This is a genomic window from Paenibacillus shenyangensis, assembly GCF_000346635.1.
Classification (GTDB): domain Bacteria; phylum Bacillota; class Bacilli; order Paenibacillales; family Paenibacillaceae; genus Saccharibacillus; species Saccharibacillus dauci.
Genome location: NZ_AOIG01000016.1, coordinates 26,223 through 39,459, shown reverse-complemented (window position 1 = coordinate 39,459; position 13,237 = coordinate 26,223). Strand labels below are relative to the sequence as shown.

The window sequence follows — 13,237 nt, the reverse complement described above, 5'->3', positions numbered from 1 at the left end:
AGAGTCATCCTCTCTCCATCTCCTGGTATAATATCTCCCACAATCCTGCTGCGAGCAGATTTCCTGCTGTTTGCCGACGATAAGCTTCCGAAGCAAAAGGATCACTGTAGCTTGCCCATTCTTCTTCCACTTGCGCTGCCAGTGTCGCTGTCTGCTGCGGATCATAGACTTGGCCTTCCAGCAGATGTTCACATCTGCTCAGACGCATCGCCAGACCGGCACCTCCACCTGCTGCCATCTTTACATCGACCAGTGTCCCTTCCCGATTCATCAGCGCCCGAAAGGCTACTGTGACGAGTGAAGGAGTAAATGCTTCACGCCGTCCGACCTTGCGGTAAAAGCTGACTTCGCGCCATGAGGATGATTCGGAAAAGGAGTTACAAGCAAAAGTAGATTCCTCCTGATCATGATGCATCGATACGAAATCCGGTTCACCTTTATCCAGTACAATACCGAGTAGAATAGCATCCGGACTGCGTCTTCCCAATCGTACCTGCTCCAGCCAATCTATGAGCTCCTGTTCATAAGGAGCTAGATGATTTGCCTGATCCAGCCAGACCAGGCGGGCATCATGCACGAGCAGTGCAGGGATCATATCTCCTACAGCTGAAGAAATATTGCCGCCGATCGTCCCTTGATTGCGGATTGAAGGAGCAGCAATATGACAACAGGCTGTATAACAAGTGTTGCCATGAATTCGCATCAGTTGATTTTTTCCGCATTCGCGCAGTGAGGTTAATGCTCCGATTTGAATACGCTGCTTATGCTCTGTAATGCCTCTCAATCCAGGTATCGTATCCAGACGAATCATATGCTCAGGCATACTTAGTAGCCCATTTTCCCACTGGGTACGCAGCAGCGTACTGCCAGCTATATAGGCTGCATCAGCGCCATATTGACGTTTCAGGAAAACAGCTTCTTCTGCACTGGACGGCTCCCAGACCGTAGGAACCAACGGAGTAGACAAGGAAGAATTATGTTGGTACATATTCATAAAGTCACCTCCGCGTTCAGATTATAATTTCAGTTATATTAATAAATCCAGTATATAACGTCAATTAATCTAACCTTATTTTGTTTATAAACCAAAAAAAAGCTATCTTTTAGTGGAAATACATCAATTCTGATCCCAGTTTATACCTTTATGTAATATAAGTTAACATTTATTTTTGATGAAGTTATTATTTATATAAAGCGATTTTTGAAAACTATACATAATGTGATCATTTGCTAAACATCCTTTATATATTTTAAATGTATGAGCGATTTATACACTATATGCTGGTATATTCAGTCCCCGATATACCCAATTTACCGATACATTCAGCAGAGAACGAAAAAACACCCTGGCTTATTCGAGCTCCAAGGCGTGTGTGATATGAGCGCGTATACGCTCCAGATCATCAGGGGTATCTGCATCCCAGAAATAATGTTCGGCGTAAGATATAATCTGTCCTTGCAAATCAGGTTGACGGATTAGCTTCCTCGCTCCCTGATCGCCAGTTAATTGGTCCAATCTATCCCATATATGTCGTGCCAAAATAACCGGCGGCTGTACATTCCGACCATCCGAAGCCGCCATATAATCCAGTGCCAAATCGCTTTGCTGCCAGTTATCTATCAGATCCGCCAGCAGCGCCGCATCTATCAAAGGCTGATCGGCCAGCAGAATCATAACTCCTTCGGCAGAAGAAGACTTGATCTGTTCCATTCCGCAGCGAATAGAATAAGCCATACCATGCTCTGCATCAACACATTCTGTTTGCTTCCACGCCTTCATCTGACACCATTGCAGCACTTCCTGCCCCCAGGCTAATGAAGAATGAGGCGCATGAACAATCACGACAGGGGACAGTCTTTTTTCGGCATATACAGCTTGCAGTACATGTCCACCTATACTCGTTACAGAATCAAGTACAGCGGCTTTCCTTTTCCCATGACTATCCGGCCTCTTGTCTTCAATATCCGCATAAGAATATGGCTGCTGAGCCTGAAGCATTTCCATCTGACCAGAAGCTGCTGTTTGGTCTGACGCTGTATATCCTTTGGCTAAAGCAGCAAGCGGCAGGGAGAGCTTGTCTCTCCCCATTCTGCTGCTTTTACCGGCTGCCAGTACCAGTGCGGCGATAGACATGAGATAATTCCTCCTTTGCCGATAGTTTACGGTCCCTTTTGACAGCAATCAGTTCTGCAGCGATACTGATTGCAATCTCGTCCGGTCCATCTGCTCCAATCGATAACCCTACAGGCGAATGTACATAAGGATAATAAGGCAGCCCCTCGAATAATCTGCGGGTCCGTTCAGAAGAGCCCATAATGCCCAGGTAAGTGTAGGGACAATCCTGTATATGCTCAATCCATTCTCGTTCTCTGGGGAAATTATGACTCATCAGCAGAATATAATCGCCGGTCTGTGGAGATATCGCCGTATAGAGTTCTCCGGGAAATCCGGTTACACAGACGGCGCCCGGAAAACGTTCTGTTGTGCAGAGTGCTCCGCGCCAATCTCCTATAACTACGTGAAAGCCGGCTGCCTGGGCAAGTGAACTAACCAGCTGACTATCATCTCCAGCGCCAATCAGAACAAGACGAGGCTTGGCACGATAAGTACGGATAAACGTAAACTGATGATTTGCCTGCTGATGAAAATTTGCATGTACATATTCGGCAGCATAATCGTGAGCGAGGATCAGCGGCTGGGAATCGGCAGAGGGAGAAGGCATTTCCTCCATCGAACCGGTTAACTGAATCTCCGTCCCTGCTGCGCCAGGCGATGACAATATATAATCTACCTGTGGCCCGTTGGCGGAAAAAGAACGTGTCAGCCTGACCACTTGTCCCTGTTCAAGCCGCCGATCAAGTATGTCGAGAATATTCTCAAGCTCACCGCGTACCGGCTCCAGCAAGATCTGCAGCCAGCCGCCGCAGCCGATATTTTCTCCCCATGACAAATCATCTGCCGGACGCATATCATAATCTATAATCTGCACAGTGCTACTGTTCCATGCAGATACTACCCGTCCACACAAATCCTCTTCCAGACAGCCGGGACTGATCGTTCCATAATGACGTCCATCTTCTGTCAGGATCATGGAGACTCCCTCCTTGCGATAGGCATGACCTTCCACATGCACCACCGTAGCAAGAACCGTTCGAATATGCTGCTGGCGTTCACGACGGGCGATTGCACACAGATCCTTCATATCCATTGTCTCCGACTCTCCTTTTCTCCAAAAGAATCTGTACTGGAATACATCTTGATATTATACAGAAAATCAGCCGATACGGCTTAATAGGCGTTTGATGGAACGATCGGATTCACGCAGTACAATACTCCGATCGATCGTTTTTACCTGTCGATTCTCCAATACAATCTGTCCATCAATAATGACCAGCTCCACATTGCTTCGTGTAGACGAGTAGACAACCCGTGAATAGACATCCACATCATGCGATGGGAATGTATGATAATCTTCGAGGTCCAGCAGTATAAGGTCAGCTTTTTTGCCTACTTCCAGACTTCCGATTTCTTTGGACAGTCCCAGTACTTCCGCCCCGCCCATTGTAGCCATACGCAGAACAGTACGGGCATCCATAACTGTTGGTCCATGCGGTACTTTTTGTATGAGCGCAGTCATCCGCATTTCCTGGAACATGTCCAGATTGTTATTACATGGAGCACCATCCGCTCCGATCCCGACATGGATATGCCGGTTCATCAGATCCGGAATTTCCGCAATGCCGGAAGAAAGCTTCATGTTGGAACCCGGACAATGCGTCACTTTTACTCCACGCTTGTGCAGAATCTGCTTTTCCTCTTCACTCAGCCAGACACAGTGTGCCAGAATGAGACGCGGATTCGCCAGGCCGATATGATCCAGATAGACAATATTGCGCATGCCACGTTCCCGCTCGACCATTGCAATCTCCCCGCGGTTCTCCGAAGCGTGAGTATGGACTCGCACATGATACTGGGCGGATAGATCGCGCACTTCGGTCAGCAGCCTTTCGGTACACGAGACTACAAAACGCGGACAGAATGCATACTGGATGCGTCCACCACCAAATCCATTCCATTTTTCCAGCAGGTCTACACTTTTCTGCAAGGACTCTTCGGTCTTCTCCTGCAGCGGCTCGGGTACATCATCTCCATGATCCATCATAACTTTGCCGGAAATCACCCGCAGACCGCTCTGCGCCATCGCCTGAAAAGCCGAATCTGTATGATTGACTGTCTCCATATCGCAGATCGTCGTCGTCCCACTGGAAATAAGTTCGCCTATACCGAGAAGCGCCGAATAGAAAATGGATTCTTCGTCATGGGCAGCTTCTAGCGGCCAGATTCGTTTGCGAAGCCAGTCCATCAGTTCCATATCATCTGCACGTCCCCGGAAGATCGTCTGGCACAAATGAATATGCGTCTGGATAAATCCCGGGAGCAGCGTTTTCCCTCGCGCATCTATCTCACGGTCGGCATGATCATCGAGATGGGTATCCATTTTGACAATGATATTGTTCTCAATCAGCAAATCCCCTACGAATACCTCTTCTCTCTCATTCATCGTTACCATCTGTGCTTGTCTGATCAGTATGCTTCCCATTCCGCTTCCCCCTCTGGTATGTAGCTGCTGCAACGGTATTTACGAATAGAGTCTGCGGCAGTATGGTTATCTGCTTTATCATGTCTTTATGATTGAAGATAGATGTGATGTGATCCGTATACAGGTATTCTGTTATATTCCGATCGCCATACCATCACTGCGAGGATCGGCAGCACCACTGAATAGTCCCTGCTCGCTAATATGGATACCCTGCGCCTCGCCCATGAGTGCATCGTAATCGCCTACAGGCTCAACCGTATGTCCATAGGCTTCCAGCCGGGAATAGATATCCTCATACGAGCGATTCTCTATCTTGAGTGTATTGCTGAGCGTTCCCCATGTGCGCCCGTAGAGCCAGCGTGGCAGAGCAATAGCCTGCTGGATATTCAGCTTGTAATCAATCACGCCGGTCAGGATAGACAGCTGGGTCTGCGGTTGACCTTCCCCACCCTGTGTTCCCAGCAAAAGATACGGTTTGCCATTTTTGGTGACCATGCCGGGCATCAGCGTATGAAAGGTGCGTTTGCGAGGTTCCAGTACATTGGGCAAACGATTATCCAGTGAGAAAAAAGAACCCCGATTTTGCAAAATCACCCCATGTCCGCCTGGTACATAAGCGGAACCAAAATCAAAATACAAGCTCTGTATAAATGATACGGCATTGCCTTCGTCATCCACTACAGCTGCATAGGCTGTATCCTGCCCCATCGCTGCCGACAGATGATCTGCTGCCTGCGGCTGATACTGCATTTCATTCCATAGCTTGTGTGCATATGATTTGGACAGCAATCGATCCAGCGGAATATCCCGGAATCCCGGATCGGTCAGATAACGATCCCGATCACGAAACGCTTTTTTGATCGTCTCGGTCATCAAATGATAGAATTCTGGTGAAAAACGGGCGACTGTCGACAAATCTGTCTGCTCCAGCATATTGAGCATCATCAACAGTGAAAATCCCTGCGTATTCGGTGGCAGCTGGTATACATGGTGATCCCGATAAGTCGTGGAAATAGGATCTACCCACTCCCCCTGATGTGCTACAAAGTCTTCTGCAGTCAGCAAGCTGCCATCACACTCTGCAGCTTGTCCGATCTGCTGTCCTAATAGACCGGCGTACATATAGACGCCACCCTGCTCAGCAATCCCTTGCAGCGCGTCGGCCAGCTCTGGCTGAACGACCAGATCTCCTTCCTCCAGTGGCTGACCTGCTTTGAGAAAAGTTCGGTGTAGATATGGATCTGCTTGCAGCCACTCCAGATCACGTACAGTCCAGCGAGCAAGGCTCGGTGAAGCCGGGAATCCTTCCGTAGCATAACGGATAGCAGGCGCCATCACTACTGCCCAGGGCAGACGTCCATATCTGCGCCAGACTGCCTCCCAGGCATCCACCATACCGGGTACAGTTACAGCCGCTAGTGGACCCCGCTGCGGAATCGATGTGTATCCCTTATCCAGATACCACTCCGGCATAGCACCCGCTGCCGAACGTCCACTGCCATTATAGGCAGTAATCTCTCCCGTCTTGCCGTCATGAATCAGGAAAAAGGCATCCCCACCGGGACCGGTCATATGCGGATAGACTACACCCAAGACCGCGCTGACTGCGACAGCTGCATCGATAGCATTGCCGCCGGATTGCAGGATATAGGCGCCGGTCTGACTGGCCAGATAATGGGGCGCAGCGACCATTCCTTTGCGTGAGCGCGGCATCAGATTCATCAGCACGTCACTTCCTCCTTGCGTGCATAGACATCGAGTGCTGCCTGTACACCCTCGCCTGCTGGAAGCTTGAATCCATGCCGCAGCAGTGTCGCTTCCAGCGCTCCGAGTACATGCAGTACATTTTTGCGACTGCTGCTGTAGCCCATACTGCCAATACGCCAGATTCGTCCTTTTAGCGGACCGAATGAGCTGGCAATTTCGATACCAAAATCCTCCAACAGCATCGAGCGTACACTCTCACCATCAATGCCGGGCGGAATCTCAATACAGGTGACGACAGGCAGACGGGCCTGATCATTACCAAATAACTGCAGCCCCATTCCGCGTACACCAGCTACAATAGCTGCTCCGTTCTCCGCATGACGGGCAAATCGAGCTTCCAGACCTTCTTCCAGCAGAATCCGCAGCCCTTCCCGCAGAGCATACAGCATGGAAGTGGCCTCGGTATGATGATTCAGCCGAGCCGGGCTCCAGTAATCCTGCAGCTGGGCCAGATCCAGATAGTTGCTGGCAATACGGCTATGCCCCGATATAGCAGCCGGCTGGAATTCAGAAGCTGAGCTCAGACCGCGTTCGATACTTTTGCGAGCCAATAGCTTGCGCTCTACCCGGTCATTATAGGTGAGTGGCGCCATACCTGCCGGTACCGACAGGCACTTCTGTGTACCACCCATAACAGCATCAACCTGCCATTCATCCGTATAGACGGGTACGCCACCAATCGTAGCAACTGCATCCACTACAAACAATACGTCCATTTCCTGGCAATAATGACCGATCTCTCGCAATGGCTGCATGCATCCTGTCGATGTCTCGCCATGCACCATGGCCACTAATCCAGGACGATACTGCCGAATCGCGTCCATAACCTGCTCGGGATCAAATACAGTTCCCCATTCTGCTTCAATCGTGATCACCTCTGCACCGCAGCGTTCGGCAATCTCGGTAAGCAGATGTCCAAATCGACCATAGATCGGTACGAGTACGCGATCACCCGGCTCGATCAGGCTGACCAGCACAGCTTCCAGACCAGAGCGGGAAGTTCCATCAACCGGATAGCACCATTGATTACCGGTAACGAATAGTTCACGCAGCATCTCCATCGTCTCATTCATCAGATCGGTAAAAGCCGGATCAAACTGTCCCAGAATAGGGTAGGACATTGCCCGCAGCACACGCGGATCAACTTCTACAGGACCAGGTGTCATAATCGTACGCGGTGGTGGTGCAAGATCTTTATAACGTTTCATGACGATCACCTCGATAAGCATATTGGTATAACCATTCTGTCAGTATACGGAAGCCCTGCATCAGATCTTCAGCAGCAGTATATTCCAGCGGATTGTGACTGATCCCTTGCCGACTGGGTACAAAGATCATCCCTGCTGGACGCTGACTGCCCAGAACCTGTGCATCATGTCCGGCACCGCTTGGCATAAGGCGGCAGCTAATCCCTGACATCTCGCCTATTCGCTGCAAATCATTGATAATCGCCGGATGCATTAATACCGGATCGATATTCAGATGTTCCTCCCAGGACATATCAAGCCCTTCCTGACCGGCAATCTTCCGAAGTTCCTGATGGACTCTGTCTGTATAGTCATTCAGCACTTGCCGGTCAATGTGACGAATATCCAGAGTGAATACCGTCTCTCCGGCGATCACATTGGATACCCCTGGTGAAGGTTGAAGCGATCCTACGGTGGCCACCAATGGATCACCCATTTCCAGTGCCGAACGACGGATATAACTAATCATCTCTGCAGCACCTGCCAGTGAATCGCGGCGCCATCCCATTGGCGTGGTACCTGCATGATTGCTCTCTCCATTTACGCTCACCCGTATACGTCGCTGACCGACGATACCGTTCACTACTCCAATCTGCTGCTGACTGCGCTCCAGTACAAATCCCTGTTCAATATGCAGTTCAATATATCGATCCCATCTGCGCAGACATGACCTGTACGGCGAATCCGGACCAAATCCGGCTTCTGACATAGCCTCTTCGAGAGTTATACCCTCTCGATCCTTCACTTCCGGAATCCGGTTCATACTGTAATTTCCGGCTATATTGCCTGAACCCCAGTAAGTCAAAGGAAAACGACTTCCTTCTTCTTCACAGAGCGAGATGACATCGATCGTTCGTGCCGGTGACCCATGCACCTGCTGTAGGTAGGCAAGCGCGAGTATACCAGCGACGACTCCATAAGCTCCATCATATTTCCCGCCGCAGATCACGGTATCGATATGGGATCCCGTAATTACCGGCAGTAGTTCTGGATTCGTACCCTTCAATCGGCCTGTGAGATTACCTGCCTGATCATAAAAGGCCTCCAAACCCTGTTCTTTCATATAAATACACAAAGCTTCCTGGGCAGCTATCCATTCTCTGGTGTATAACAGCCGGGTTACCCCTCCCTGCTCATCCGCTCCATACCGGGATAGCCATTCCAGCATATCAAGCATTCTGACACTATACTGTTCAAGTAGTGTTGCGGTCTGCTCAACCATGAACGATACCTCCCGGCTGCCGGACGATCAAACGGCCTGAACATTCTGGCATAAGGCCCTGTCTATCCTCATACACCGTATATCCCCTTACCAGTGTGCGTATAATGGTAGAAGAAAAGGGAAAGCCGATATAGGGGTTTTGCTTATGGCGGTCATATAATTTGGCAGGAGTAAGTTCATAGTGATCTGTCAGATTGACCAGTACCAGATCTGCATCCATTCCTTTGGCAATTCTGCCTTTGATATGACTTAGTCCCAACCGTTCAGCCGGACGGGCTGCCAGCATCTGCATCAGCTGTGTCAGCGGAATCCCCCGCTGATGGTAGCCCTGCTCCAGCATTAGCAGAAGTGTACTCTGTCCACCTGATATTCCACCCCAGACTGTGAAAAAGTCATCCGACTGCTTCATCTCTGGTGGGCATGGAGAGTGATCTGATGCGATTATATCGATCAGGCCCTCACGTACAGCCTCCCACAGCTGCTCTTGGTGCTGATGGCTTCGAAGAGGAGGAGCACATTTGACAAGACTGCCTTGATTGAGCATGGATTCTTCTGTCAGTACCAGATAATGAGGACATGTCTCTATCGTTACATCTATTCCGTCTCTTTTGGCTGCTGTAATCATATCGACGGCTTCACGGCTGCTGATATGTACAAAATGCAACGCGCAGCCGCTCTGGCGGGCATAGGATAGCGCCTTCTTCACCGCCAGCATCTCCGCTTCTACCGGGCGGGAATATGCGTAATCTATCGCACCGGTTCGGCCTTGTTGTATAGCTTCTGCCGCCAGCATGGAGACCAGCTGTTCATCTTCTGCGTGCAGCGCCAGTACCTGACCGAGCCGTGCGGTTTCTTTCATTCCTTCCAATAAGGCCTTATCATCTGCACGGGTGAAGATATCTTCTCCTTCTCCACCAGGCTCTGACATAAAAGCCTTGAATCCGGCTATACCGCCCGCTGCCAATTCTCCCAACTGATCGATATTCCCTGCGACCAAGCCACCCCAGAGTGCATAATCCACATAAGAATGTCCTTCGGCCGCCTGCTTTTTCATTGTCAGATATTCTGGCTTTACTGTCGGCGGTACCCCGTTCAGTGGCATATCTACATAAGTAGTAATACCGCCTGCCGCCATAGCTGCCGATCCGGTCTCGAACCCCTCCCAGGCACCAAGTCCCGGCTCATTGAAATGAACATGAATATCTACAGCACCTGGAAGTACATGCAGTCCGTCTGCGCTGATTACCGGCATGTCTTCTGATGCAGTATGAGGTGGCATCAGCGATTCTATTCTGCCTTCTTTGATAACAATATCCAGCTGCTGGACCCGATCCGGCAGCACGACAAGTCCTCCTCTGATAATGCAGTTCCAGGTATTTGACTGCATGAACCTTCCCCCTTTTGTGCGGATGCAGGACTGCTTTATATTGTAGATAGAACTTCCTTCATATAGGAGCTGTGCATTTATACAAATCATTCTGCTATTAACTACCTCTATAAGTGCTGTAACCACCAGGTGATAACAGCAGTGGAATATGATAGCTTCCCTGTTCGTCTGTAATTGTGAACCGAATCGGAATTTGGTCCCACAGCGATAATATCTTGTTCTCCTGTCTCTGCTCTGCTTGATCACGAAGATAATCACCTGCATAAAAGACCAATTGATAAATTCCCGCCTGCATAGCAGTCTCGGACAACAGCGGCTCATCCAATCGCCCATCCTCATTCGTTACTCCTGCAGCCAGTACTATCGAAGGGTCTTCAGCATACAGTTCTACTTTCATCTTTGCTGCCGGACCGCCTTTACCCAGATCCAGTACATGTGTAGTTACTTTGCCTTTCATACACTCACACCATGGCGACTTGCCCATTCTCTTAGCCGTAGTCCCACAATAATCTGCACCTGCTGCAAGGCAGTGGCAAACTCTTCATCCTCCGGTTGACCGAGCCGTGCTTCTAGCGCAGCCAGAATCTGATCAGCTGTTTTACCTTTCACCGCCAGGATAAAAGGAAACGAGTACGTTGCTATATATTCGCTGTTCCCACGCGATAGGCGTTCATACTGATCTGCTGACAGATTGGTCAGTCCGGCGCCCGCCTGCTCGGATTGTGAATGTTCACTCATTTGAATGCGGCTGCCCAGATCAGGGTGCTGTCTTAACAATTCCAGTTGCTTATCCCTACCGGAAGCCTCAACAACTTCGTTCATCCGATCCAGCATTTCCTGCAAGCCAGCAAATGGCTTGTGCTCCCACACCTGCTCGGCTACCCAGGCCGAGTGTTCATATAATCCGCCAAATTGCTGTATAAATTCTTCCTTTGTCCAGACATTCCATGGCTGCTCTACCGACTTCATAAGTATCAACCTCATTTTGTTTATTATATTCAGGAATATTATATATTTTTATCATTTTACGTAAGGTTATCGTACATATCAACTTATTTATTTTTTATTTGTCATATAACATAACACAATAGTTTGGTTTTGTGATCTGTGCCATATTATCTTCTATAGACATGTATAACAAAGACCCCTATCCAAGGATTTCTCCTTATGGATAGGGGCAGGAAAATGAGATAGATCTATGGCATCATTCATTACTGTCTATGCGCTCATATTATTGGGCTCAAGAAGATTTGTGCTTTAGGAATTTGCGGAAAGTAAATACCATCTTCAGTTTTAACAAATCATTTGTCTTTTTGAAGTCCATCTGCAGCATGCTACCGATTTTGTCCATACGGTAAGTGACTGTGTTCCGATGTACATATAGCTGCCTTGCAGCTTCGTTGATCAGACCGTCATTTTCTACAAAAGCTTCCAGTGTATTCATCAGTACCTGATTGGGATCACCATCCCGGATCATTAGCGGCTCCAATACCTTGTGGCAGTATGTCTCCATAATCTGCTCCGGCACATGCTGGAACACATAGGCAAACTCCACTGTATGGAATTGCAGTGCCATATGCCCCATGCTGAACCGCTTGGCCAGCTTGCGTGTCTCTGTCGCTTCCTGATAAGCTTCCCGGAAAGAATCCGGCTTGAGCTTGATATTGCTGATCCAAAAACGCGGACTGCCTCCACTGCTCGCCAGCCCCGCCATATCTTCGAACCGGTTCATGAGAAAGGCAGACAATTCCTCTCCATAATCTCTCTCTGACGGACAGGCGTAGATCGATAGAATTCCTTCTTCTACACGAAAATGCTGAGATGGAAATAATTGCATCAGCGGATTATACTGCAACTCCTGATGAATCTGTGCCAGTCGTTTTTCGGAGAAAAAGGCCTGTGGTTCCAGTGTTGTCAGCACGCACTGATACGGCCCCGGAAACAGATTCACTCCCAGCCGCTCGGCACCCTGAACAAGATCAGTCAGCGCAATGCGCCGACCAAGATATTCAGCTACCAGTGTACGCATTTTGTCCTGAATGCCTGGATTGATATGTTCCCGGTATGTAGTATCCATATGAAATGCCAGCACTTCCGCAGCCTGCTGAAACAATTCTTCTTCTTCTTTTAACTGAATGGCAGTATCGGTAAATACAAGCAGAAATCCATAATGCTCGTCCCGCTGCATAATCGGCACCCGGTAACAGCTGCCCTGATTCCATTTCACCCGGGTCAGTGCTACTTTCCATGGCCAGCCCTGCAGCAGTCCATCTTCTCTTCCTTCGCCACTGTTATACAGTACATGTCCGCGCGAGCCGATAATAGCGACCGGATATTTCAGAATATTTTCTAGCACAGCGAATACATTGACATTAGAATCCTGATGAAGCGCAAATTGCATCAGCTGCTTTTGCTTGGACAGCACCGACTGCAGCAGTTTGGTACTGCGCTCATGCTCTACCTGAAACAGTGCGTTCATCTGATCCGAAAAGGTAAATTCAAAAGGAAGCTCCAGTAGCGGAAATTGCAGCCGATCTGCTTCCTCGATAATCATCTGCGGGATCACGTCCCAAAAGCGCCCCAGTTTGACCCCCATACCTGCACATCCACGTTCATTGAGCTTGCGCATGAGCTTGATTGCTTCGTCCTGATTGTCTTTCATCAAAAAAGCGGTCGTGAACAGCATTTCTCCACTTTTTACCCAGTCGGCGATATCCGGTGCATCCATTACATTCACCGACTTCATCAGTCGCGACGTTCCGCCGGCACCCGCAACCAGTCGCGCTTCTGAGAGAGGGTACACCGCTAACGCTTCTTTAACAGTCAATTGCATACGAGTACCTCCCATTTAGTTGACATCATTTACTTATCCATAGATAAATCTCACTTTTCCTTTGTGAATAGCTGCTTAAACCATTCATTTTCCGGCTAATACATTTGAATATTGTCAAGTATTATAACATAGAAGTCAGCAAGCGTACTATATGGATAAATTATAAGTAAAGAGGTTTCT

11 protein-coding genes are annotated in these 13,237 nt (G+C 49.0%); all 11 read right to left on the bottom strand.

Annotated elements, in window-relative coordinates; genetic code table 11:
* Window positions 1–4: 4 nt before the first annotated feature.
* Complete coding sequence (locus tag H065_RS25955; RefSeq protein WP_017813604.1) at window positions 5–994, bottom strand: FAD binding domain-containing protein; 990 nt, start codon at window positions 992–994, stop codon at window positions 5–7.
* Between the two features lie 357 nt (window positions 995–1,351).
* Window positions 1,352–2,134 carry a nucleotidyltransferase family protein gene (locus H065_RS27025; RefSeq protein WP_017813603.1) on the bottom strand — a complete coding sequence of 261 codons (783 nt, stop codon included), beginning with the start codon at window positions 2,132–2,134 and terminating at the stop codon, window positions 1,352–1,354.
* Entirely contained in the window at window positions 2,100–3,209 is a 1,110-nt protein-coding gene (locus H065_RS25945) for an XdhC family protein (RefSeq protein ID WP_017813602.1), read from the bottom strand. Before H065_RS25945 ends, H065_RS27025 begins: the two co-directional genes overlap by 35 nt.
* 66 nt (window positions 3,210–3,275) lie before the next feature.
* A complete protein-coding gene (locus tag H065_RS0113475; RefSeq protein ID WP_017813601.1) occupies window positions 3,276–4,601 on the bottom strand; it encodes a 5'-deoxyadenosine deaminase in 1,326 nt (441 codons plus the stop codon).
* A gap of 132 nt (window positions 4,602–4,733) precedes the next feature.
* On the bottom strand, window positions 4,734–6,323 hold the full coding sequence (ggt, locus tag H065_RS0113470; RefSeq protein ID WP_026136217.1) for a gamma-glutamyltransferase: 1,590 nt from the start codon (window positions 6,321–6,323) through the stop codon (window positions 4,734–4,736).
* Window positions 6,323–7,576 carry a pyridoxal-phosphate-dependent aminotransferase family protein gene (locus H065_RS0113465; RefSeq protein ID WP_017813599.1) on the bottom strand — a complete coding sequence of 418 codons (1,254 nt, stop codon included), beginning with the start codon at window positions 7,574–7,576 and terminating at the stop codon, window positions 6,323–6,325. The genes ggt and H065_RS0113465 overlap by 1 nt, the downstream gene beginning before the upstream one ends.
* The gene (locus tag H065_RS0113460; RefSeq protein ID WP_017813598.1) at window positions 7,563–8,837 is read right to left on the bottom strand and encodes a M20 family metallo-hydrolase; all 1,275 of its coding nucleotides are present in this window, start codon (window positions 8,835–8,837) and stop codon (window positions 7,563–7,565) included. Before H065_RS0113460 ends, H065_RS0113465 begins: the two co-directional genes overlap by 14 nt.
* Complete coding sequence (allB, locus tag H065_RS0113455) at window positions 8,830–10,224, bottom strand: allantoinase AllB (protein ID WP_017813597.1); 1,395 nt, start codon at window positions 10,222–10,224, stop codon at window positions 8,830–8,832. Before allB ends, H065_RS0113460 begins: the two co-directional genes overlap by 8 nt.
* A gap of 97 nt (window positions 10,225–10,321) precedes the next feature.
* Window positions 10,322–10,681, bottom strand: coding sequence for a hydroxyisourate hydrolase (gene uraH / locus H065_RS0113450; RefSeq protein ID WP_017813596.1), 360 nt, complete (start codon window positions 10,679–10,681; stop codon window positions 10,322–10,324).
* Window positions 10,678–11,193, bottom strand: a complete 516-nt coding sequence (gene uraD, locus H065_RS0113445) for a 2-oxo-4-hydroxy-4-carboxy-5-ureidoimidazoline decarboxylase (RefSeq protein ID WP_017813595.1) — start codon at window positions 11,191–11,193, stop codon at window positions 10,678–10,680. The genes uraH and uraD overlap by 4 nt, the downstream gene beginning before the upstream one ends.
* A 271-nt stretch (window positions 11,194–11,464) precedes the next feature.
* Entirely contained in the window at window positions 11,465–13,057 is a 1,593-nt protein-coding gene (locus H065_RS0113440) for a PucR family transcriptional regulator (protein WP_017813594.1), read from the bottom strand.
* Between the last annotated feature and the right edge of the window lie 180 nt (window positions 13,058–13,237).